This window comes from Polynucleobacter sp. 73C-SIWE, from assembly GCF_018882465.1.
GTDB lineage: Bacteria > Pseudomonadota > Gammaproteobacteria > Burkholderiales > Burkholderiaceae > Polynucleobacter.
In genome coordinates this window covers 463,111-485,153 of the sequence record NZ_JACVOK010000002.1, presented here as the reverse complement: position 1 = coordinate 485,153, position 22,043 = coordinate 463,111, and the positions used below count along the sequence as shown (strand labels likewise).

Sequence of the window (22,043 nt, the reverse complement as noted above, 5' to 3'; positions counted from 1 at the left end):
ATTAGTGCTAATTTAGGTGTGTATTCTAAATTTCTAAGAAGGGGCGAACGATGGAATCAAATGAAAGTCGGCGTAATTTTTTAAAGGTAACTGGTATTGGCTCTGCGGTAGCTGTTGGTTCTGCAGCCTCACTAGTTAGCAATCCTGCAAATGCTGCTCCAGGTAACAGTGCAGTTTTGGCTTATCCAGAGCGTGCTATTGGCAAAGCTGCTGGTATGAAAGTAAATACCCCAGTTACTTTTAATTATCCTGATGCTAGTTCACCTTGTGTGGCAATCAAGATGGAAGGTCCTGTTGCTGGTGGTGTTGGTCCGAATAATGACGTGGTTGCCTATAGCACCTTATGTACACACATGGGCTGCCCAGTTAATTACGATCAGCAAGCGAAAACTTTCAAATGTCCATGCCACTTTAGCGTTTTTGATCCAGAACATCTGGGGCAAATGGTTTGTGGTCAAGCGACTGAGAACCTACCAAAAATCGAGCTTAAGTATGATTCCGGTACTGATTCATTTAAAGCGGTTGGTGTAAATGGCCTGATTTATGGCCGTGCTTCTAACATTCTTTAAGACAGGACAATCGCCATGACAACATTCAATGATCGTATTGCATTACCCCCAGTTGACGCTCAAAAAACCAATATGACTTGTCACTTCTGCATTGTCGGATGTGGCTATAACGTTTATAAATGGGATGCAAATAAAGAAGGTGGAAGAGCCCCAAATCAAAATGCGCTGGGTTTAGATTTCCGTACCCAACTTCCAGCAATGGCTGTAACTTTGACTCCAGCGATGACTAATACTGTGGTGGATAAGAACGGCAAGCGTTCTAACATCATGATTGTTCCTGACAAGGCATGCGTCGTAAATAGTGGTTTGAGTTCTACGCGTGGCGGCAAGATGGCAACGTATATGTACAACCCTCAAGGTATTACACAGGAGCGCCTACAGCTACCACAGTTTTATGCAGGTGATCAGTGGCTCGATACCACCTGGGATTACGCTATGGCAGTTTATGCGGGACTTATCAAGAAGATTATTGATAACGATGGTCCACGTTCGATCTTTTACTCTGCGTTTGACCATGGTGGAGCAGGCGGTGGCTTTGAAAATACCTGGGGCTCTGGCAAGCTGATGTTTAGCGCCATTCAAACTCCATCTGTACGTATTCATAATCGACCAGCATATAACTCCGAGTGTCATGCTACTCGGGAGATGGGCATTGGAGAGCTCAACAATAGTTATGAAGATGCCCAGTTGGCCGATGTGGTTTGGTCAATTGGCGGCAATCCTTATGAGACTCAAACTAATTACTTCTTAAATCACTGGCTTCCAAATATCATGGGCTCCACGATAGATAAGAAAAAGAAACTGTTTGGTAATGAGCCGGTAGGCGAGGGTAAAGTTATTTTTGTTGATCCTCGGAAAAATAGCACTATTTCATTATGCGAATTGCAGGCAAAGAATCGTACGCTACACCTAGATATTCAACCTGGTACGGATATTGCCTTGTTTAATGGCTTATTCACTTATGTGATTGAGCAGGGATGGGTTGATAAAGACTTCATTGCCAAGCATACAAAGGGCTTTGATGATGCTGCTAAAGCCAATAAGTTGTCGCTTGAAGAGTGCAGCAAGATTACTGGTGTATCTATAGATAAGCTCAAGAAAGCAGCCGAGTGGAGCTATAAGCCAAAAGCCAATGGTGTAATGCCACGTGCGATGCACTCATATGAAAAGGGCATCATTTGGGGTAATGATAATTATCTGATCCAATCAGCATTAGTAGACTTGGTGATTGCGACTCATAACGTAGGTCGCCGCGGTACTGGCGTAGTGCGTATGGGTGGACACCAAGAAGGCTATACACGTCCTCCTCATCCAACTGGCGAGAAGATTTACATTGACCAAGAGATTATTAAAGGCAATGGCCGCATGATGACTTGGTGGGCTTGTAATAATTTTCAAACATCAAACAACGCCCAGCAATTAAGAGAGGTAGTACTTAAACGCTCTCAGATTGTGAAAGAGGCGATGTCTAAAGCTCGCGGTGCCTCGTCAGAGGAAATGGTAAATGTCATTTACGATGCGACATCACGCGGCGGCTTATTTGTAGCAAGTATTAACCTGTATCCAACTTCCCTTAAAGAAGCGGCGCATATGATGTTACCCGCTACTCAACCAGGCGAAATGAATCTCACTTCAATGAATGGCGAGCGTCGTATTCGTCTATCTCAGAAGTTTATGGATGCACCGGGCGAAGCAAAACCCGACTGCCTCATTGCTGCTATGGTTGCTAATACTATCAAAGCGCAATATGAGAAAGAGGGGAACGCTGTAATGGCTAAACGCTTCTCGGGGTTTGATTGGAAGACTGAAGAAGATGCCTTTAATGATGGCTTCCGTCAAGCGGGGCGTCCAGGTGCTGGTCCGATTGATTCTCAAGGTGGTGATACTGGCTATATGGCAACTTATGCTCTCTTAGCCAAAGCTGGCAATAACGGCGTCCAGCTCCCAATTAAAGAGGTGCAAGGCGATAAACTCATCGGTACTCCAATGATTTATGCCGATAACAAGTTTGATACTAAGGATGGTAAAGCGCACTTCAAACCCTCCCCATGGCCAGGTTTACCAAAACCTGTTGAGACTCAAAAGCAAAAATATGCATTTTGGATCAACAATGGTCGTGCTAATGAAGTATGGCAGACGGCATATCACGATCAGTACAATGATTTTGTGCGCGGCCGTTATCCGATGGCCTATTTAGAAATTAATCCAGGTGATGCATCTGCCCTTGGCATTAGTGCGGGTGATGTAGTAGAAGTATTTAATGACTACGGCTCTACCTTTGCGATGGCTTATCCCGTTAAAGATGCCAAGCCTAAGCAAACATTCATGCTCTTTGGTTACGTTAAAGGTATTGCGGGAGATGTGACAACAGAGTGGGTTGATCGTAATGTTATTCCTTACTATAAAGGTACTTATGCCAACATTAAGCGTGTTGGGTCAATGAGTGACTTTAAACGTACGGTTTCCTTTAAACGCAGAGCATATGATAATGTCTAATTAATGATGTCCTAGATTGGGGTGAGTTTTCTCACCCCTTTTTTATTATTAAATGGGTGTAGAGATGGATGACATAGTTCCCTTAGTTTCAGAGTTGATGCATACGCGGCACCATATCTCTCCAAAACGTTTGGGCGACCCTGGACCATCACAGGAGCAAAAGAAAATCATCTTGGAGGCAGCAGGTACGGCGCCTGACCACGGATTAGTAACGCCTTGGCATTTTTATGAGGTATCAGATTCGGGTAGAGCATTACTTGGTAGAGTTTTTTCCCATAATTTAAAGCAACGCGATCCAGACGCAACTCCAGAGCAGCTTGATGAAGCACATAGTAAAGCTCTGCGTGGACCGTATTTACTGATGGTAGTGGCAAAATACGGTACGGGAGATAACAAGATCCCTCGCAACGAAAAGCTCATCTCCGCTGGTTGCGCTATCCAAAATATTATTTTGACTGCTCATGCAATGGGATACGGAGCTGGACTATCAAGTGGACACGCCTTGTACAGTGCAGAAATGAAGGAGCTCTTCAAATTGGAGGGTGATGATGAGCCACTAGTGTTTATCACTATAGGCACAGTGACCAAACATAAAGATGGCCGAGTTAGACCTACTTATACTGAATACAGCTCAGTATTCTAGTCAAATAGATCTTTGATTCACTCGTTTAGACAATTCCTCGGCCGACTCTTTTCGCTCACTATAGCGATCTGTTAGATGGGTGGCAACTGAGCGTGTCAATAACGTGAATTTAACTAACTCTTCCATGACATCAACTACGCGATCATAATTCGCTGAGGGCTTCATGCGATTGTTGTCATCAAACTCTAAAAATGCTTTGGGTACGGAGGATTGATTTGGAATTGTGATCATCCGCATCCATCTACCTAGAATGCGCATTTGATTAACAGCATTGAAAGATTGCGAACCACCGCTCACTTGTAATAAAGCCAGAGTCTTGCCTTGAGAGGGTCTGACAGCGCCAACGCTAAGTGGTATCCAATCGATTTGAGATTTCATGAGGCCAGTCATTGCGCCATGACGCTCAGGACTACTCCAAACCATGCCTTCTGCCCATTGAACTAATTCTCTTAGCTCAACTACTTTAGGATGTGTTTCAGGGGCATCATCCACTTGAGGTAATCCATGGGGATTAAAAAACCGTGTTTCACAGCCCATGGCCTTCAATATTCTTTCAGCTTCTTCCGCTAGAAGGCGACTGAATGATCGCTCTCTCAGCGATCCATATAAAAGCAAAATCTTAGGGGGATGACTTAATGGGGCATGAGATCGCAGCTTCTCAAGATCCGGCTTATGAAACAGTTCTTTGACAATATTAGGGAGGTTGGTCATGTATGAATATTAATGAATAACGGTTAAAAGGCACAAAACAGCTATAAAAACTCAATTTCATAAAACTGTCACAATCTTTCCATTATCATCGAATTATGAAAAATACAGAAGCCGTAAGCGCATTTGTAGCTCTTGGACAAGAGTCCCGCTTAAATGTATTTCGTTTAATTGTCCAAAAGGGTGACAAGGGTTTAACCCCATCTCAGATTCATGAGATGTTGGGTATTCCAAATGCCACCCTAAGTTTTCATTTAAAAGAACTCTATCAAGCCAACTTAATTTCGGTAGAGCGTCAAAGCCGTAATTTGATCTATCGCCCTAATGCAGATTTAGTCCAGGACTTAAGTAAGTTCTTATTGGATAACTGTTGTGGGGGTTTGTCTTGTCTACCTGTTAATTCCTCCAGAAAGGTTAAATCACTATGAAGCAATACAACATTCTTTTTCTGTGCACCCATAACTCTGCCCGCTCAATTATTGGTGAGGCATTGGCATCTACTCATCCAAGTGGAAAATTTAAAGGTTTTTCAGCAGGATCTACTCCGGGCACAAGCGTAAACCCCATTGCGGCTGACATTGCTGCAGAATTGGGAATGGATCGCACTTTATTAAAGTCAAAAAGTTGGGATGTATATGGTCAGCCCGATGCCCCCAAGATGGATTTCGTCATTACCGTTTGTGACAATGCAGCAGGTGAGCAATGCCCATTTTGGCCTGGACAGCCTGCTACAGCGCACTGGGGATTTCCTGATCCATCACAAGTGCAGGGTACAGAATTAGAAAAGCGCCATGCATTTAATGATGTGATGAATGGCCTTAAAAGACGTTTAGATATCATGGCTTCTATGCCTCTAGAGAAACTTGATTCAATGAGCTTGAAGGCAATTCACACTCAAGTATGAAAAGTTATGTAAGTGAATTTATTGGTACGGCCCTGCTACTGGCAATAGTGGCTGGGTCCGGTTTTATGGGCGAAACATTAGGCGCTGGCAATGCCGCAGTAGCCTTACTTGGAAACAGTATCGCTACTGGTGCCGGGCTTTATGCTTTGATTGTTCTATTAGGACCAATTTCAGGCGCTCACTTTAATCCAGTAGTCACTTTGATGTTTTGGAAGCTAGGGCATCTTAATTTGAAAAAGATGTTGGGTTATTGGGTATGTCAGTTTGCTGGGGCTATTGCAGGTATTGCTTTAATGCATGTCATGTTTAGCCTTCCTATCATCCAAGAATCAACAAAAGCTAGAGCAGGATTAGGGATTTGGGTTAGTGAATTAGTATCAACGCTCGTTTTGCTTTCAGTAATACATATTGGTGACAAGCAATCTAAAGATAAGGTTCCAATGTTAGTTGCCTTAACAGTGACAGCAGGCTATTGGTTTACTTCATCTACCTTCTTTAGCAATCCAGCAGTAGCTGTGGCTAGAAGTTTTACAAATACCTTTGTTGGTATTGCTCCATCAAGCGTGTTTGGATTTGTATTAGCAGAAGTAGCCGCCGCTATTCTAGTTGTAGCTTTCCTTGCATTTACAGAGCCTAAAGAAAACAAGGCTTATACAAGAGGTCTCTGATCTAGCGCTATTAGCCGCTTTCTTCTATACCCATATTTGTCGATTTACCCGTCAAATTAAACATAGAACCATCTGACCACCTATAGATTCCAGTCAATATCCACCTAATTCCACTACGCACCAAGGTTCTCGATGCCTGTGCCACACTAAAAGCCAACACTTTAAAAGCATTGTTTTTGCTGTTGTTTAGCCGCATTTTTAGAGCATCTAAGGCGTAGGTCGCACGTTCGAATCGTGCTGGGCAGGCCAAATCTTCACTATTTAATGTTGTTTCAGGCTTATCTATTGGCTCGATTGTGGCTAATCATGGTTGAGCTTGGCCGGCGTAGAGACTTACCTTGGTCTAGCGTTAGGGGTCTGGTGGACTATCAGCGACTCAGATGAGATTTTGGCCCTGGCGATTTAGTGTCGGTTTGACCCGACCCCGAGGTGTCTGGTTACGTGACGGTTGGATGGCTCTTATGGGGTGGCTTGCAGACATTCAAAACTGGCTAGTTGGCGGTGTTTGGGTGGCAGAGATAGGCCAAAAGCGGTCTATCCTCATGATCCTCAAAAATTACGCTACATTACTGATTTAATGTCAAATCATCTCAATCCCTCAATCTCTAAAACCATATTCATCGTGCCTGCTATGGATTGTCCATCGGAAGAGCAGATGATCCGCATGGCATTGGGCTCATTATCAATACACACGATGGATTTTGATATTCCCAATCGAAAATTAATCATTTGTCATAGCGAAGAGCCTAATGTGGTTCTCGATAAATTAGTTCCCTTAGGTTTTGGGGCAAAGATTGAAAGCAGCCAAGTATTAGAAGACTTTGAAATTAAGCCAATTCAATTGGATGCCGCCAAAGATGCTCAAGAGCGAAAAGTCTTAATTTGGCTCTTGGCATTAAACGGATTGATGTTCTTTGTTGAGATTATTGCGGGCTGGATTGCCCAATCGGCAGGGCTTATTGCTGATGCTTTGGATATGTTTGCCGATGCCGCAGTCTATGTGGTGGCTTTATATGCCGTTGGTAAAGCCGCACAGCATAAGCTCAAAGCCGCTAAATTAGCTGGTGTGGTTGAATTACTTTTAACTGCTCTTGCTTTTTGGCGTACGGGTTATCAAATTTACATTGGGACAATGCCTGAACCCAATGCCATGATTTGGATTTCGCTACTTGCTTTGACGGTTAATGTCACCTGCCTATATCTAATATCTAAACGCAAGAATGATGGCGTTCATATGCGAGCCAGTTATATCTTCTCCGCCAATGATGTTTTGGCAAATCTAGGAGTTATTGTTGCTGGTGTATTGGTGGTTTGGCTCAATAGCCCCTATCCAGATTGGGTCATTGGACTAGTTATCGGATTCTTAGTATTAAGCGGTGCTATTCGTATACTGCGTTTGAAGTAAAGCTAAAAGAGGGTAATTTGGAATTTATAAAACTCACAGGACTATTTGCTATTACGGCTGTAGCCGAGATTATTGGTTGTTATCTTCCATGGCTTGTATTGAGACAAGATAAGCCTGCTTGGTTGTTTTTGCCAGCGATAGTATCTCTACTATTATTTGCGTGGTTGCTAACCCTTCACCCTACCGCCGCAGGTAGAACTTATGCGGCGTATGGCGGTATGTATATTGTCGTTGCTCTGATATGGCTCAGACTAGTTGAAGGAATTGAACTGACAAGGTGGGATGTAGTTGGGGCAATAGTCGCCTTAATTGGTATGGCAATTATCGCTTTTCAACCATTTAGTAGGAGCTAGTGGCATGTTGTTTAAAACCACAGTCTAGATACAGAGTCGGGCATCCTAAGCTTTGGTCGATTCTGCCTAGGGACATCAAGAAACACTATAATTGTGTGTAGGTGTTTTACTGGTATGAGCTGTCGGTAACATCTTTATCCAAAGCTAATCCATTAAGCGTTTGTGAGAAAGCTCATAATGCAAAATACTAAGAAATATGCTGTAATAGAAACATGAGAAAAATCCTGATAATTCTGGCCCTGCTAGCTTTATCTATACAAACATCCTATGCTACGGTTTCTGCTTACTGCCAAGAAGAGCGGGCAGCAGCTTCTCATGTTTCACATCACGAGCATGAGAAGCCAGTCAGTATTGCCTCAGCTAGCGATTCTGCAAGCTACGATTCTGATTGTGGAGTCTGTCATTTGGCGCATTCTCCAGCATTGCATTCCACTTTTAGCATTTCAGTTACCTCTACCATCTTTCATTATGAAGATGCACGAGTGGAGTTTTTAGTCGATATTTCTCCTGCTCCTCCCGAAAAACCCAATTGGCTCGCTCTCGCCTAAGTTAGCGAGAGCTTTAACCTAATTCTTCTCCTCTCGCTAACTCTGTTTTGAACAAACAAATGGAGTTTTTATGTTGCGAGAGTATTCGGGCGCAGTTCGTCGCTGCGTCATTCAATTTACTGGATTGGTTTTTATATTGGGATCGCCAATAGCGCTGGCTAATGGTGAGCGCAAAGGTGAATCAGCCTTAAAGTCCTTCTATGAATCTTCATGGGAGCGCCAACCTGACTATAAGTCCTATCAGTATCGAGTAGAGGCCGCGCTTGCTAGGCAAAAAATTGCTAGCAGCCTTTTGGTAAGCCCAGCTTCGGTGGAAGTGTCGCAAAAGACCGATAGAACTAACAGTAATCAAGGCGCTAGTGAAACCATACTAGGTTTAGATATCCCCCTGTGGTTATGGAATGAGCGGTCAAGCTCAATTAATTTAGCGGATGCTGAATATAAAAAGCTTTTGTCTCAATACTATCTATCCCAATTGAGAATTGCAGCTGAAGTAAGGGATGCCTATTGGAATTACCAGAAATCAAAAATTGAGTCTGATTTAGCGCTACGCAGAAATGAGAATGCAAAGAGCTTAGCTCTTGATGTTGAAAAGAGATTTAAGGCTGGAGACTTATCTCGCGCAGATCTTCATCAGGCCAATGGCGCCCTCGCATCATCAGAAGCTTTTTTGATCGAAGCACAGGCCAACGTCATTAATGCTGAGCAAAGGGTGCGTTCTTTATTGGGAAGTGAGTACCTCAAGAAAATTCAATTCGGTGACATTGCTAAAAATATTGAACCGTTGCCTAAGGTTCCTGAAAACCTGTCAGGACTAGATTCTAGTTTGCCAATCGTTGCAGCCCTTGTAGATCAGTTAGAGGTTGCTAAAAAAGCGCTTGACTTAGCAAAGTCTCAAACTCGGGCTTCCCCACAATTACAAATATGGACTACTAAGGGCCGTGAAGTCTATGGCGTTCCCTATCAGCAATCAGTTGCTGTTGGGTTAAGAATTCCTTTTGGTTCTGATGCTCGCAATACTAATAGATTGGCCAGTGCTACAGCTGAGATGGTCGATTCAGAGGTTCGATTGTCCTATGAGCGAGAGTCTGCATTAAGTAATGTGGAATCAAATGTGGCTTTAGTGAAGTCGGCAAAAATGAAGCTTGGCGCTGCAGATAAGAGGTCTAACTTAGCCAATGAAACACGTCAATTTTTTGACAAATCATTTCGCTTTGGTGAAACCGATTTGCCCACAAGACTACGCATAGAGCTAGAAACAGTGGATGCAAATAGACAGGCTGCGATTGCAAAAATCAATTACGCAGTTTCAGTTTCAAATTTACGACAGGCCCTTGGCCTGTTACCAGAGTAAGGTCACTTTAACTATGAATTTATTGAACAAATATAGTCAGTTGGCGTCAAAACTATTAATTGCGCTATCTCTGACAATCGCATCGGCAGCTTATGCAGGGCCTGGTCATGGGGAGGAAAAACTCACCACTGCACAAACTCAATCATTACCTCGCTTTTATGCTGAATCCGATCTCTATGAGGCGGTAGGAGTGATTAACGGCAAGGAAATCACGCTCTACCTAGATCGCTACTCCTCCAATGAATTGGTCAAAGGAGCCAAGGTTGAAATTGAGCTTGAGGGTTCTAAAATTAGCTCAGAGCCTCATGGCGATGGAGAGTATCTCTTTCGCCTAAAAAATAAAATTAAAGATCAGCCTACTGCGATCACTATCACGATTAATGATGATGATGTTATCGACATACTAGCAGCCACTATCGATCTAAGCTCCTTTGAGCGCTCCTCATTGATCACTTGGAAATCAGCAATAAAGATCTTGCTTTATTTCAGCCTCTTGATGGCAATTGCCTATTTGTCTTATCGCAAGAAAGAGATGTTGATGACGCATACAAAAAAGTTAATTAAACAAATCAAGGAGCGGGTATGAATCGCAAACATAGAGATTTTGTATTTCGCCCATTTATCCTTATTGGTTTATCTGTGGCGCTATTTGCTTTTAAGGTTCACGCTGGGCCGGGTCATGGCGAGTCGGAAGCATCCCAAGTTCAGGGCGACGCCCCGAAAAGACAGTCGGACGGCAGTCTTTTTATTCCCAAGCCTGCGCAACGCCAGTTACACGTGATGACAACTCCTGGCCAGTTCGGGGAGTATGCCAAAACCTATGATTTAGCTGGAAAAGTCATCATGGATCCTAACTTTGGCGGTAAGGTGCAGGCGATTGTTGCTGGCCGTATTACGCCGGGACCAGCTGGTTTTCCATTGCCCGGACAGAAGGTTAGTAAAGGCGATGTCTTGGCGTATGTAACTCCAGAGGCTGGCCCAGGAAAATCAAGATCACTTGCGGAAAGTCGACTAAAGCGTTTGCGAGATCTTAGCGATACGGTCCCTCGTAAGGCTATTGAAGAGGCAGAAGCGGCCGTTGCGAACGAGGAATTAAGAGCCCCAGTGAGCGGAATTATTTCTACTACGGGTGTTGTATCTGGCCAAGTAGTGCAAGCAAGAGATTTAATCTTTGAGGTCGTTAATCCATCCAAGCTATTAATAGAAGCGCTTGCCTACGACTCAAATCTGAGTAAGAACATTGCTGATGGCAAGGTGGATGTCAATGGCAAAGTGATTGAGCTCAAGTATCTCGGTGGTGGACAGACCCTCAGAGAGCAAGCCTTGCCTCTTACTTTTTCTGCTAAATCGGACGATCTCCAATTTTTACCGATAGGCCAACCCATTCGAGTATTCGTAAATACCGATAGCAAGGTCACTGGAGTAAAGGCGCCTTCAAAATCATTAGTCAAAAGCAGCTCGAACCAAACAATTGTTTGGATTAAAAAGTCCCCAGAAATATTTGAGCCAAGAACAGTTGTATATGAGCCTTTAGATGGTCAAAACATTGTTATCACTAGCGGTATTAAAGATGGTGAACGAGTCATTACTGATGGGGCATCCCTCATCAATCAAATTCGTTAAGGACTAAGACATGTTTACTTGGTTATTAGATTTCAGCTTAAAAAATCGCATGATAGTGATTTTGCTCAGCGCTATATCTATGGTCTATGGTGCGTACACCTTAAGCAAGATGCCTGTGGATGTCTTTCCCGATCTGAATAAGCCTACTGTCACCATCATGACTGAGGCTGGAGGAATGGCTTCAGAAGAAGTTGAACAACTCATTACATTCCCACTCGAAACGGCCATGAATGGTTTACCAGGAGTAGAAGCCATTCGCTCAGTATCTAGCGCTGGTCTCTCTTTCATATATGTTACTTTTGACTGGTCTGTAGACATCTATCGCGCTAGACAAATGGTTTCAGAAAGACTGTCATCTATGGACGGAGCAATTCCGGATGGCATTGTTTCGCGTATGGGGCCCATTAGTTCGATCATGGGTGAGGTTATGCAAATTGCCATTCCGATTGATGAATCTAAGATTTCATCCATGCAGGTTCGCGAGTATGCTGATTGGGTTTTGCGACCCAGATTGATGGCTATCCCCGGGGTAGCGCAAGTCATTCCTATTGGCGGGCAAGTCAGGCAGTTTCAAGTACAACCGAATACTCGTCGTATGGCGGAGCTAGGTCTTAGCATATTGCAGATTGAAGATGCATTGCGGGGCTACTCTGCAAATACGTCTGGTGGATTTCTTGAGTCTAATAATCGTGAGTATCTTATTCGTCATATAGGGCGAACTTCTAGCCTTGAAGATTTAAAGAACATTGCGGTATCGAACCGCAATGGACAAACAATACTTTTAAGACAAGTTGCAGATATTACTTTTGCACCAGCAGTTAAGCGAGGCGATGCCGGTTATGAAGGTGGGCCAGCAGTCATCCTAGGTGTACAAAAACAACCTTCAGCAGATACGGTAGCGCTTACAAAAAAGATTGAATCAGCTATTGCAGAATTAAAGCAGGGCTTGCCAACTGGCATGGAAGCTCCAAAAGTAACATTTAGGCAGGCGAGCTTTATTGATGCATCCATTAGCACTTTAGAGGGTAAGCTCATCGGCGCATCAATCTTTGTTGCTGTAGTGCTGTATTTCTTTTTAGGAACAATTCGCCCGGTCCTCATCTCATTAACAGCAATTCCAGTTTCAATTCTCTTAACTGCCCTGGTTTTTAAGTACTTTGGTTTATCAATTAATACGATGACCTTAGGAGGCCTAGCCATTGCAATCGGCGGCCTAGTTGATGATGCAGTAGTTGATGTGGAAAACGTAATTCGTCGCCTTAGAGTAAATCTAGATAAAGCATCTTTAGACCAATTAAGTCCACTAGCGATTGTGAGAGCCGCATCGCTTGAGGTAAGAACCGGAATTATCTACGCTACAGCCATCATCGTTTTGGTATTCATCCCATTATTTGCATTACCAGGTATAGAGGGGCGACTATTTGTTCCTTTGGGTATTGCATTTATAGTCTCTACTCTTGCATCACTTTTAGTTTCAGTCACTATCACGCCAGTACTCTGCTTTTATCTGCTGCCCTCAATGCAGTCCCTGAGGGATCACGATACAAAGATTGTCACTTGGCTTAAAAGCCATTATGAGGTTCAGTTATCAAGGTTGTTAGCGGCGCCTAAAAAGCCTCTGATGTATGCTTTTGCATCCGTCATAGTTGCTGCTGCCAGTGTTCCCTTTATGGCGAGCTCATTTTTACCGCCCTTTAACGAAGGGACTTTACTGATCGGACTGCGTTTAAATCCTGGTGTCTCTCTCTCTGAATCGGCAGGCGTAGCTAGCCAAGCAGAAAAGTTAGTCAGGCAGGTTCCTGAAGTGACTTATGTTGGACGCAGGAGTGGCCGCGCAGAGTTGGACGAGCATGCGGAAGGTGTACACGTTAGCGAGTTAGATGTTGGTTTAAAGCCTGCGGGTGATTTAGATCGCTCCATGGCTGAGATACAGGCAGATATTAGGTCAAGATTAGTTAACTTACCCGCTGCAATTGCGATCGGTCAGCCAATCTCACATCGAATAGATCACATGCTTTCCGGGGTTCGGTCGCAAATTGCGATTAAGATTTTTGGCGATGATTTAGACGTGCTGCGTAGCCAAGCCGATCTTTTGAGATCCAAATTAGCGGGCATTGAAGGCTTAGTTGATCTAGAAATAGAAAAGCAGGTTTTAGCACCACAAATTAAGGTCCGAATTGATTACGATAAAGCAGCGCAATACGGGGTTTCAACATCTCAGATTATGGCCACCTTGCAGGGCATGGTTGAAGGGGAGAGACTCTCGCAAATTATTGAGGGTAATCGACGGTTTGCCTTAGTGATCAAGTTACCAGACTCAGCAAGAAATTTAGAAGGTCTTGCTGATATCTTGATTGATACGCCAAATGGAAAAATTCCACTCTCAAAAATTGCTAGGATTGAGGATGGGGATGGCCCAAATCAAATTAGCAGAGACGGCGGTAAGCGAAGAATTGTCTTATCGGCTAATGCCTCCAAGCGTGCCCTGTCGGATATCGTGGCTGACATTAGAGCTGTTATTTCTAATCAGACCCTTCCAGAGGGATACTTCATTACTTTAGATGGTCAATTTAAAGCGCAAGAAGAGGCATCTAAAGTAATTGGCTTGCTATCAATTGGCTCATTTCTTTTGATGTTTGCAGTTTTAAATAATCGCTATAAGTCCATACGCTTATCTTTAATGATTATGTCTAACATTCCATTGGCTATGGTCGGAGCAGTGATTGGTTTGTGGATTTCAGGCCAGCCACTCTCGATTGCTGCATTAATAGGATTTATCACGCTAGCAGGAATATCTGTGCGTAACGGAATCTTAAAAATTAGCCATTACCTCAATTTGATGCAGTCAGAAGGTGAATCGTTTAGTCTGGCAATGATTATTCGCGGATCAATTGAGCGCTTAAGTCCTGTACTAATGACAGCTTTGGTCACAGCTTTTGCCTTGGCACCATTACTATTTGAAGCAGAGCGTCCTGGTACAGAGATATTGCATCCAGTAGCAGTTGTTATTTTCTCCGGGCTCCTCAGTTCTACCCTATTGGATACTTTTTTAACGCCAGCCATGTTTTGGCTTTACGGGAAAAAAGCATCTGAAATAGCCTTGAGCAATATGAAAACTAACGAAGTATTTTAATTTAAAGGGGTTTATATGAAATCAATGATGTTGATTGCAACCTTGCTCATCAGTTTTGCTGGCTTAGTTCAAGCTGGAGCTGGCCATGAATTAAAACCAATGCATGGCGGTGTCATAGTAGAGGCTAAGGACATTGATGTTGAATTAGTTACAAAGCCTGATAGCTTATCACTGTATTTGACGGACCACGGTAAACCTATACCCCCAGATGGTGGGACAGCAAAGCTGACAGTCTTAATTGGATCAGAGAAAAAGGATTTCGAGCTACTGCCTAATGAAGGGAAATTGGAAGTGAAAGGTAATTTCGCTATTCCCAAGGGTGCTAAGGCCATAGCAGTTATCAAAATAAAGGCGAAAGTGATTACAGCAAGATTTAATTTATAAGTTAAATCACCTCAATCTATCCTATAGATTGGGCTGTTGTTAAGTAATCGGATTGCTATCGTTGATTAGTGGAGCCATGTTCCGCCAAGGTCGGCTTTAGGTCGAACTCTGCCTGCCGCTATTAAGTAGGGTGTGGGCCTTCTTTGTGTTCAGTGAAAGCCCATCACAGCCCTGATGCTGTAGTGTCGGTTTAACCGACAGTATATAATTCAGGTCGCCCAAAAGTAACTCTGAAATTAAGCTAACAAGTGTCCGGTTTCGAGACGCTTGTAATGAATAATTTATCACTCTTATTTTCTACCGTTATCGCTGATGATGAGCCCATCAAACTGCTTGATGGTGCCGTCACCCTCTACAAAAGACCTAGTAGTCACCAATGGCAATGCCGTTTTAAGCTGTCTACTGGCGCTTGGCATTCCGCTAGCACTGGATCAGATCAAGTGGCCGAAGCCACAACCCAAGCCATTGCTATCTATGAAACAGTCAAGGTCAAGCTGGCCAGTGATCTAGCCATTAAGACCAAGACTTTTCGGCAATTAGCCACGCAAGAGCTGGCTGCTGCTGCCCGAGTAGTCCAGGCCAATTCCAATAAACGTACCCATGTTGACTATATTCACATCTATACCAAGTACTTGATCCCATTCTTTGGTAACTACCAGATCAATGACATTACTCAAGAGCTAGTGGATGACTATGTAGCGTGGCGTATATCGAAGATGGGCAAGAATCCCAAGACCTATACTCAAAGACGTCATGCTGGGCTTTATAAGCGAGTAATTGAGCGAGCCAGAGATCAAGGGCTAATCCATCGAAATCGTACCATTCCATTATTAGAGGTAAACGCTGACAGGGCAGAAATTAGGCCAGCTTTTAATCAACAAGAAGTCAATTATTTACAGGAATACATGCGGGACTGGGAACGATTTGGCCGCAATCAACGCAGTAACCATATGCGTAGGCTTTGCCGAGTCTATGTGGAGTTCTTGTTAGGAACAGGCATTAGACAAGGAACGGAGAGTATGCCAATTCGCTGGAAAGCCCTGCAGTGGCATTGGATTGGTGAGCAGCGTTACCTAAGAATTTGGGTATCAGGCAAAACGGGCCCTAGATACCTAATAGCAAGACATTTTGTGATTGAGGCTTTAGAGCGTTTAATTGCTTGGCAGGCATTGCCTTATGACAATTTGGAGGCTGTGATTGAGGCCAAGCTAGATCGTAAGGTGTTTGTATTTCCCGAAGGAGATGCTCCTCATAGCCTAGATGATGTCTTTGAGCGGCTCATGGTTGAATCTAATTTATTAAAGGATGCGACAGGTAAGAATAGAACCCTGTATAGCCTACGCCATACTTATGCAACCTTTGCTCTAGCTGAAGGTATTGATATACATACCTTAGCTAGGCAAATGGGTACTAGCGTGGGGATGATTGAACGTCATTATTCAAAATTAACACCAATGATGAGTGCGGAAAGATTGGCAGGGGCAATCATGTAGTGTCGGTTTTACCCGACGCTACATATTATTTAACTGCATGCTTTAAGGGTAATTAAGTGAGTCTCATGCTTTTCTCTCACCTCTTGGTTAACACTCATCACGATATCTGAAAAAATGCTTCGAGCTGATCCTCTACCAGCCTGAACCACTTGATCTAATACATCGTCAGGCGGTGCTGGTAGACCTGCATTTTCATAAACACGACGCAAAATTGGTCGCCAATCATTAATTGGTGGAACATTCATATCAATCAAAATTGATCGATTCTGAATGCCTTTATCAATTTGATCTAAGTTATTGCTAGTCATGATGAATATGACGTCTTTACGATTCATGATTGATTTGAAGCCTGCTTGCGCTGCTGGGGTTAAGACATCAACCTCATCCATGATGATGTAATGTAGACCACTACTATTAAATGACATATAAGTGGTTCTATTTTGAATCGATTGAGTTAATTGAGCGCCGTTCTGACCTTGTGCGCAGGCAAAATAATCTGAATTAGGATCTTCTGTATCAACGATAGATCCAGCATTCATTGCTGCACAAGCAGGATTGACTTTGGCCGTTTCAATTAAGCCTGGTAATAAGTTGGCCAGAGTAGTTTTACCAGTTCCGTATAAACCATATAGAACAATCCCACAAATACCGTTAGCTGGAATAGGCAGACTTAAATCAAGTATGGATTCAAGCTTAAATCGACTATTAGGTTGTAAAGCAAAATCATCTAAACATCTGGGTGCTTGTATGACAATAGAGGGTGGTCTAGGGTTATGCATCGCAATCTCCTTAAAATAATGAAATGATTGCTGGATTTATCTTGGAAGGTAAATGCCAGCAATCATATGTAGAACAACAAGCTCAAGCAGCTTTTAATTTAGATTGGGCGGCTAAACGCTCATCTTCAATTGCTTTAGCCTCATCAGCTAGTTTCTGTGCTTTTTCTTTTTCAGCGCCGACACTGGAGCAAGCTGCTAACGCTGATTTAACTGCTGTTCCACTTTGGATGACTCTGCGGATTGCAAAACTGCCATCATCTTCTCGTGTTGCCAGCAATACAACACCTTCCTCTAGTTGCTCATTTGAGAATGAGGCATTAAGAGAATCACTTTGTACCTTCGCTAGTATTTCGCCATCGAGTACGGTACGTCCTAATTCCACCTTCTGAGCAATCGATTTGCCTTTACTAGTAGCAGAGCGTCTAACTTCCTCAACGCCACCTTTTTCACGGAAATATTTTGGTAGATCAAGTACGCTCACTCTCTCAGCCATTGCTGCCTTCATAGCTGTGCTATAGGCATTAACCCTACGACGATCAACACCAAATACACATTTCACGATCTTAGTGATTAGTGGCGAGCTGTCGCTGAACTTGTATTCATGGGTCTTGATGTAGTTCGCTAGACCTTTTTTAAGGCTTTTGGCAATATTGTCTGAGCCTTGCATCGTGTTGTTTAGGGCGTAGCAATGCTGCAAGATTCCATATAGGACATCATTGGCACTAGAAAGCTCAGTAGATTCCCAGTTTTTACGATATTCGACCAGTCGATCTATCGAATCACCGATGGCTTTTTCTGGATTGCTACCTGTTAATAAATTGCCAATTCCCACTGCAAAAGGGTTGGCATTCGTTTTTTCAGCGTTAGGGGCGCTAACGCCTGATTCGACTACAGTAGTTTCACTCATGGATTTTCTCCTGAAATTGTTAAAAATGTGATGGTGAATTCCATTCACAATCTGATTTCACTTCAGCATCCCTGTAGTGAATACATACAAAATTTAGAATTAAAAAAAGTAGGTAAATTTAGGCTGGAGATATCCGCATGGGCGGAAAACTTTGTGCGGAGCAGCAAGACTGTCATCAGGAGATGGCGAGGCTTTTCTTTAACTTTTTACGTATAAGTCCTAGCTATACCGCCGCTAGCAAGTATGTGAGACCAAAACGATTAACTAAGAAATGAGTCTTGATAATCGTAAGATCTTAGATTGTTACTCCAAGTACGGTTGTGTCTTAGATTGTCCATTTACGACTTGGTTTGAAGGTCATAAGAAGCAGCTGATGGATTCGTCTCCTCCAGTAATTGAAATTATTAAAGGCAAAGACAGGTTTTTTGTTTGTGATGACGACGTATTGCTAAAGCTTTGTAGCGATCAAGACCCCCCATCAATATCCCAACTGGTTAATGCTTTATCGCAAATTTGGCCAAATACTCAAATCAAGCAAATTCATAGTCAAGTACTTAAAGGCGCTAAATTAAAGAATATGTGGAAAGATTTGCTCCTAATCTATACCATGGCTTCAAATCCCGATACTGAGCTCTGGAGGGCTGGGGCAATGGCAATGCTAGTAGATCGCTTTATCGGGAGGTTAGACCCATTGGCAGCAAGGCACAAAAGTGGGGATGATCACATGCGGCGCCATATGACCTTAATGGTCATGAGGCACAAGGAAAGCGCTTTAAATATCTCAGAGCAGGCTGCACTTGGTATATTCCCACAACAAGAATTAGGTAAAAGCTTTCAAACCCGCTTTAATTTTGAAGATGAAAATTTTGCTAGCCGATTATTTTCATTAGGTAATCACGAGTTTGACTGCGCAAAAGATCGAGTATCGCAATTGACTAGGCATGCCTGTTAGAGTCGGTTTTACCCGACTGCCATTTAAATTAGCTCGACAGCATTCCTCTTTTGCTCATCATTGACATCGATATATCTCTGAGTCACTGCAATCGATCTATGACCTGCAAGGCTGGCTAAGATTCGAACACCAATCCCTTTATTAGCGAGGGTAGTAATAAAGAATTTTCTTCCTGAATGGCTGCTGCCACCGCTAATGCCAACATTCTTATAAAGCTGATAGAACCACACACATAAGCCATTAGCACTAAATCCCAAACGATGATCTGTATGAAAGAGGGGAATATCAGCTTCTTTTATGTATCTTGTTGTTAAGTAGTTGGCCAATTCAGCCTGTAAACGCTGTGAGACAAATACAGTCCTAGGGTGCTTACCCTTGGTTTGTGCGGCCGATAGGCGGATTTCATTTTTAATAGTGCCATCGAGATTTAATACATCGCCCATTTTCAAGCTGGCAATTTCGGCAACGCGAAGTCCACCAAGAAAGCTTGTAAGTATTAACGCTCTATCGCGCAAGGCATATTTTTTGGTGCTGACGTAATTAAGAACTAGATCTAGTTCTGTTTGAGATAGTGTTTTTGCTTGTGCCATTTAATTCTCCTTAGATAAATAAAAAGTGTGTATTTAGTATGTTTTCTAAGTCTTAAAAGGTCGACCGAAATTTGTTTATTTGGCCATCAAAAAATATCTTCCAAGAATCAATGACTTACAAGGCAGGTTAAGAAAAGTACAATTTTCTTAACCTGTTCTTTATGCAGTATTTATAAAAGATCGCTTCTTTTCGTGGGATTTAGACAACAGCTAAACGGACTTAAACCAGCGATCCTCGAGTAACACCTCAAATTCGCCCTATACGCTGTTTTTAGTAATTCCAGCTACTCAGTATTGCGAAGCTGATAGATCTTTGCGTATAGGGCTTTTTTGAGGTGAATCTTGCATGGATTTAAATCATGATTTAGTTCAAATCCACATTGGTTGCTATAAACACCGGCTTATTAACGCCAGTACTTTTACAAAGATGTACATCTAGCGTCCAGGAATCCTTGGTGTTGTTTGCTAGATCTTCAATCTCTACATGCAGCTCCTTGGTTTCTGGGGAGTAGATGCTAAATCCACCAACACCTAGCTTTGTCTTAGTGAGTGGATCGTAATGTTGGATCCAAGACATTAGAACGCCCGGTTGTTCTGCAATGCCAGCATCACTGAGTTTGCGAACAACGGCCATCTGCTCATCTGTTTTGGCGGTATTCTCCCAGTTCCTATAATCAAAGTAATCCACTAGGTATTTTTGATTAGGGCTACCCAGCTCTACTGAGCCATTGAACATAGCCCGTCTAAATAAACCTTTGCCGAAGGTAGTATTAAATTTCTCATTCATAAATCCTCTAACCGCAATTTCTCTCATATCGTTCTCCTTTTTTAAATTGATTGAGTTCTCGTTGCGAGCTGTTGCTTTCGTGGCTTGGTTGCTAGAGGAGTAGATCCAAAAAGATGTTGCTTTGAGTTTAGTTGCAGATCTCAAAGAGATAGTCACTAAGTCGTGTTGCTAGTCAGAGCTACTCATTTGCTACTCGAGTAACTAGTAACTCACTACCAGTAACTTCTTTATCTATTTGCGACCGCACTTTGAAACACAGCAACTCGCAAAAGTATTTAGCTCTTGTTAAGAAAACCCATTAATTTCTGGCTCAAAATTAGCCAAAATAAAAAAGAGGTTGTCCAAATCCTTATTCCGAAAATAAATTGAAATGGCTCTTTCATTTATAGGAGGAAATATGAGCGCATTGACCGCATTAAAACTAGTGGCTCTCAAGAAGCCGATTCATCAACCAGCGATTGTGATTCGGAGGAATAAACTTTCAAGCCGATTATGGGAGCAGATCCAGCTAGCAAAAGGGCAGATCACAGGCACACCTTTTGTGCTAATGAAATTTCGCAGCGTCAAAGATAGGGAGACAGGGATTCGTAAGCAAGTGGAAGTGCCAAAAAGAATCAAGCCGTGGTGGTTTCAGACTGAAGAAGGGAAGGTCTGCGTTTCCATTAGATATGGAGCTTGCACAATTGAATTGGCCAAAGGCAAGCCCAGTATTCAAGTTGATAGTGCCGAGGACTTAATTAAGGCACTAGAAACAGTGAAGGTTGCTGTCGAAGCAGGGGATTTAGATCCCCAGATTGAAAATGCTAGCGGAGCATTAAAAGCAGGGTTTCGCAAGTAAGTGAAATAAGGTGCCGTATTGACATTTGGTGCGGCACCATTTTCTTATCCACTAAATACTTGCATGAACAAATATCAAGCTTATGTCAGGATCAAGGGTCAGCTAGTAAATACCGCTGTTTTTGCCACAAATCCAATTCACGCTAGATTAATCTTGCAATATCAATTTGGGATTGATAGTCTAGCTAGCACCCCATCTATTGTTACCCGTGAAAGCAGGGGGTATCAAATGATTGATGAGGTTATTTCTGCTATTAAGGCTAAGCCCCCGCAAACACCCGATCAGGCCAGGGTGGCTAGCTTACAAAATCAGAAGGACGCTGCTAGCAAGGCATTAAAAGCAGAGCGTAATCGACAAAAGATTAAACGAGCCCAACAGCAGATTTCAGCTGCTCAATCAAATATCTAGCCGCGTAGTTTTTTGCGCCGCTCGAGATTTCATCCCCCACCTGATTTACGCTAAGCCCCATCAAAATAGCTAATGTGCAAAATCACGCCAAAATGCAGTGGTTTTGCCGATCTTTGTGCTTTATAAATTTCCCTGTTCGTGGGGACGAGAGGCATAGTAAAAATGGTTTGCCAAGGCTTGCCGTGGGGTCGTCCAATTTAGTGTCGGTTTAACCGACTCTACATCTGCGGATGCCACACACCACATAGTCAATTCCACTCCAAACCAATGATCTCGGTGCGCATGCCACGCCTGATCTAGTAAGGCTTAAGTCATTGTTTCTACTATTGTTTTAGCTCATTTTTAAAGCTTCTAAGGCGTAGGTCGCACGTTCGAATCGTGCTGGGCAGGCCAAAAACCCCTCAAGACTCATCCAAAATAGCTTTTTAGCAAATTCCTTGACCGCCTTCTTTTCCAGGACTACGATTTATTTCCGCTATTTCATTAGGAATGGGCATCAAA

Annotated in this window: 24 protein-coding genes; 19 read left to right on the top strand and 5 right to left on the bottom strand. The window is 43.0% G+C overall.

The features are described 5' to 3' along the window. The first annotated feature begins 50 nt into the window (after positions 1-50). From ICN17_RS08745 to ICN17_RS08735, 3 genes are all read left to right on the top strand, one after another. Positions 51-569 carry an arsenate reductase (azurin) small subunit gene (locus ICN17_RS08745; protein ID WP_216237104.1) on the top strand — a complete coding sequence of 173 codons (519 nt, stop codon included), beginning with the start codon at positions 51-53 and terminating at the stop codon, positions 567-569. Positions 570-584: 15 nt separating this feature from the next. Then, positions 585-3,065, top strand: coding sequence for an arsenate reductase (azurin) large subunit (locus ICN17_RS08740; RefSeq protein WP_216237101.1), 2,481 nt, complete (start codon positions 585-587; stop codon positions 3,063-3,065). Between the two features lie 64 nt (positions 3,066-3,129). Then, on the top strand, positions 3,130-3,708 hold the full coding sequence (locus ICN17_RS08735) for a nitroreductase (RefSeq protein ID WP_216237100.1): 579 nt from the start codon (positions 3,130-3,132) through the stop codon (positions 3,706-3,708). Here ICN17_RS08735 and arsH read toward each other — a convergent pair whose 3' ends face one another. After that, entirely contained in the window at positions 3,709-4,419 is a 711-nt protein-coding gene (gene arsH, locus ICN17_RS08730; protein WP_216237098.1) for an arsenical resistance protein ArsH, read from the bottom strand. A gap of 95 nt (positions 4,420-4,514) precedes the next feature. Between arsH and ICN17_RS08725 the strand changes: the two genes are divergently transcribed. The 13 genes from ICN17_RS08725 (at position 4,515) to ICN17_RS08665 (ending at position 16,281) form a co-directional block, all read left to right on the top strand. Continuing rightward, entirely contained in the window at positions 4,515-4,844 is a 330-nt protein-coding gene (locus tag ICN17_RS08725) for a helix-turn-helix transcriptional regulator (protein ID WP_216237096.1), read from the top strand. Further along, positions 4,835-5,320, top strand: coding sequence for an arsenate reductase ArsC (locus ICN17_RS08720; protein ID WP_216237629.1), 486 nt, complete (start codon positions 4,835-4,837; stop codon positions 5,318-5,320). Before ICN17_RS08725 ends, ICN17_RS08720 begins: the two co-directional genes overlap by 10 nt. Continuing rightward, on the top strand, positions 5,317-5,988 hold the full coding sequence (locus ICN17_RS08715; RefSeq protein ID WP_216237095.1) for an MIP/aquaporin family protein: 672 nt from the start codon (positions 5,317-5,319) through the stop codon (positions 5,986-5,988). The genes ICN17_RS08720 and ICN17_RS08715 overlap by 4 nt, the downstream gene beginning before the upstream one ends. Positions 5,989-6,401: 413 nt before the next feature. After that, a complete protein-coding gene (locus ICN17_RS08710; protein ID WP_216237094.1) occupies positions 6,402-6,566 on the top strand; it encodes a hypothetical protein in 165 nt (54 codons plus the stop codon). Next, positions 6,566-7,393 carry a cation transporter gene (locus ICN17_RS08705; RefSeq protein ID WP_052728766.1) on the top strand — a complete coding sequence of 276 codons (828 nt, stop codon included), beginning with the start codon at positions 6,566-6,568 and terminating at the stop codon, positions 7,391-7,393. Before ICN17_RS08710 ends, ICN17_RS08705 begins: the two co-directional genes overlap by 1 nt. A gap of 17 nt (positions 7,394-7,410) precedes the next feature. Beyond that, positions 7,411-7,746, top strand: a complete 336-nt coding sequence (locus tag ICN17_RS08700; protein WP_046330089.1) for a YnfA family protein — start codon at positions 7,411-7,413, stop codon at positions 7,744-7,746. 212 nt (positions 7,747-7,958) lie between these two features. Continuing rightward, positions 7,959-8,294, top strand: coding sequence for a hypothetical protein (locus ICN17_RS08695; protein WP_216237093.1), 336 nt, complete (start codon positions 7,959-7,961; stop codon positions 8,292-8,294). Between the two features lie 70 nt (positions 8,295-8,364). Continuing rightward, a complete protein-coding gene (locus ICN17_RS08690) occupies positions 8,365-9,648 on the top strand; it encodes a TolC family protein (protein WP_216237092.1) in 1,284 nt (427 codons plus the stop codon). A gap of 13 nt (positions 9,649-9,661) precedes the next feature. Further along, complete coding sequence (locus ICN17_RS08685; RefSeq protein ID WP_088527196.1) at positions 9,662-10,234, top strand: hypothetical protein; 573 nt, start codon at positions 9,662-9,664, stop codon at positions 10,232-10,234. After that, positions 10,231-11,271: an efflux RND transporter periplasmic adaptor subunit gene (locus tag ICN17_RS08680; RefSeq protein WP_088527197.1), complete on the top strand. Its 1,041-nt coding sequence runs from the start codon at positions 10,231-10,233 to the stop codon at positions 11,269-11,271. Before ICN17_RS08685 ends, ICN17_RS08680 begins: the two co-directional genes overlap by 4 nt. A 10-nt stretch (positions 11,272-11,281) precedes the next feature. Continuing rightward, on the top strand, positions 11,282-14,404 hold the full coding sequence (locus ICN17_RS08675; protein ID WP_216237091.1) for an efflux RND transporter permease subunit: 3,123 nt from the start codon (positions 11,282-11,284) through the stop codon (positions 14,402-14,404). Between the two features lie 15 nt (positions 14,405-14,419). Next, on the top strand, positions 14,420-14,788 hold the full coding sequence (locus ICN17_RS08670) for a hypothetical protein (RefSeq protein WP_088527199.1): 369 nt from the start codon (positions 14,420-14,422) through the stop codon (positions 14,786-14,788). Positions 14,789-15,060: 272 nt separating this feature from the next. Then, entirely contained in the window at positions 15,061-16,281 is a 1,221-nt protein-coding gene (locus tag ICN17_RS08665) for an integrase (protein ID WP_216237089.1), read from the top strand. A 29-nt stretch (positions 16,282-16,310) separates the two neighbouring features. Here the strand turns inward: ICN17_RS08665 and ICN17_RS08660 are convergent, their stop codons facing one another. Together ICN17_RS08660 and ICN17_RS08655 are read right to left on the bottom strand one after the other, a co-directional pair. Further along, positions 16,311-17,060, bottom strand: coding sequence for an AAA family ATPase (locus tag ICN17_RS08660; RefSeq protein ID WP_088527201.1), 750 nt, complete (start codon positions 17,058-17,060; stop codon positions 16,311-16,313). A gap of 82 nt (positions 17,061-17,142) precedes the next feature. Beyond that, the gene (locus ICN17_RS08655) at positions 17,143-17,967 is read right to left on the bottom strand and encodes a hypothetical protein (RefSeq protein WP_088527202.1); all 825 of its coding nucleotides are present in this window, start codon (positions 17,965-17,967) and stop codon (positions 17,143-17,145) included. Between the two features lie 271 nt (positions 17,968-18,238). Here ICN17_RS08655 and ICN17_RS08650 point away from each other — a divergent pair, with 271 nt between their 5' ends. Continuing rightward, positions 18,239-18,919: a hypothetical protein gene (locus ICN17_RS08650; protein WP_216237086.1), complete on the top strand. Its 681-nt coding sequence runs from the start codon at positions 18,239-18,241 to the stop codon at positions 18,917-18,919. 23 nt (positions 18,920-18,942) lie between these two features. Here the strand turns inward: ICN17_RS08650 and ICN17_RS08645 are convergent, their stop codons facing one another. Together ICN17_RS08645 and ICN17_RS10415 are read right to left on the bottom strand one after the other, a co-directional pair. Further along, the gene (locus ICN17_RS08645; protein ID WP_088527204.1) at positions 18,943-19,509 is read right to left on the bottom strand and encodes a site-specific integrase; all 567 of its coding nucleotides are present in this window, start codon (positions 19,507-19,509) and stop codon (positions 18,943-18,945) included. A 364-nt stretch (positions 19,510-19,873) separates the two neighbouring features. After that, positions 19,874-20,323, bottom strand: a complete 450-nt coding sequence (locus ICN17_RS10415; protein ID WP_255538379.1) for a hypothetical protein — start codon at positions 20,321-20,323, stop codon at positions 19,874-19,876. 370 nt (positions 20,324-20,693) lie between these two features. Here ICN17_RS10415 and ICN17_RS08635 point away from each other — a divergent pair, with 370 nt between their 5' ends. Next, complete coding sequence (locus ICN17_RS08635) at positions 20,694-21,134, top strand: DUF6641 family protein (RefSeq protein ID WP_216237084.1); 441 nt, start codon at positions 20,694-20,696, stop codon at positions 21,132-21,134. Positions 21,135-21,197: 63 nt separating this feature from the next. Continuing rightward, positions 21,198-21,542: a hypothetical protein gene (locus ICN17_RS10410; RefSeq protein WP_255538378.1), complete on the top strand. Its 345-nt coding sequence runs from the start codon at positions 21,198-21,200 to the stop codon at positions 21,540-21,542. Positions 21,543-22,043 lie beyond the last annotated feature (501 nt).

Coding starts and splice junctions, on each gene's coding strand:
- ICN17_RS08745 (WP_216237104.1), top strand. CDS start 51: ATGGAATCAAATGAAAGTCGGCGTAATTTTTTAAAGGTAACTGGTATT.
- ICN17_RS08740 (WP_216237101.1), top strand. CDS start 585: ATGACAACATTCAATGATCGTATTGCATTACCCCCAGTTGACGCTCAA.
- ICN17_RS08735 (WP_216237100.1), top strand. CDS start 3,130: ATGGATGACATAGTTCCCTTAGTTTCAGAGTTGATGCATACGCGGCAC.
- arsH (WP_216237098.1), bottom strand. CDS start 4,419: ATGACCAACCTCCCTAATATTGTCAAAGAACTGTTTCATAAGCCGGAT.
- ICN17_RS08725 (WP_216237096.1), top strand. CDS start 4,515: ATGAAAAATACAGAAGCCGTAAGCGCATTTGTAGCTCTTGGACAAGAG.
- ICN17_RS08715 (WP_216237095.1), top strand. CDS start 5,317: ATGAAAAGTTATGTAAGTGAATTTATTGGTACGGCCCTGCTACTGGCA.
- ICN17_RS08705 (WP_052728766.1), top strand. CDS start 6,566: ATGTCAAATCATCTCAATCCCTCAATCTCTAAAACCATATTCATCGTG.
- ICN17_RS08695 (WP_216237093.1), top strand. CDS start 7,959: ATGAGAAAAATCCTGATAATTCTGGCCCTGCTAGCTTTATCTATACAA.
- ICN17_RS08690 (WP_216237092.1), top strand. CDS start 8,365: ATGTTGCGAGAGTATTCGGGCGCAGTTCGTCGCTGCGTCATTCAATTT.
- ICN17_RS08685 (WP_088527196.1), top strand. CDS start 9,662: ATGAATTTATTGAACAAATATAGTCAGTTGGCGTCAAAACTATTAATT.
- ICN17_RS08680 (WP_088527197.1), top strand. CDS start 10,231: ATGAATCGCAAACATAGAGATTTTGTATTTCGCCCATTTATCCTTATT.
- ICN17_RS08675 (WP_216237091.1), top strand. CDS start 11,282: ATGTTTACTTGGTTATTAGATTTCAGCTTAAAAAATCGCATGATAGTG.
- ICN17_RS08670 (WP_088527199.1), top strand. CDS start 14,420: ATGAAATCAATGATGTTGATTGCAACCTTGCTCATCAGTTTTGCTGGC.
- ICN17_RS08665 (WP_216237089.1), top strand. CDS start 15,061: ATGAATAATTTATCACTCTTATTTTCTACCGTTATCGCTGATGATGAG.
- ICN17_RS08660 (WP_088527201.1), bottom strand. CDS start 17,060: ATGCATAACCCTAGACCACCCTCTATTGTCATACAAGCACCCAGATGT.
- ICN17_RS08655 (WP_088527202.1), bottom strand. CDS start 17,967: ATGAGTGAAACTACTGTAGTCGAATCAGGCGTTAGCGCCCCTAACGCT.
- ICN17_RS08650 (WP_216237086.1), top strand. CDS start 18,239: ATGAGTCTTGATAATCGTAAGATCTTAGATTGTTACTCCAAGTACGGT.
- ICN17_RS08645 (WP_088527204.1), bottom strand. CDS start 19,509: ATGGCACAAGCAAAAACACTATCTCAAACAGAACTAGATCTAGTTCTT.
- ICN17_RS10415 (WP_255538379.1), bottom strand. CDS start 20,323: ATGAGAGAAATTGCGGTTAGAGGATTTATGAATGAGAAATTTAATACT.
- ICN17_RS08635 (WP_216237084.1), top strand. CDS start 20,694: ATGAGCGCATTGACCGCATTAAAACTAGTGGCTCTCAAGAAGCCGATT.
- ICN17_RS10410 (WP_255538378.1), top strand. CDS start 21,198: ATGAACAAATATCAAGCTTATGTCAGGATCAAGGGTCAGCTAGTAAAT.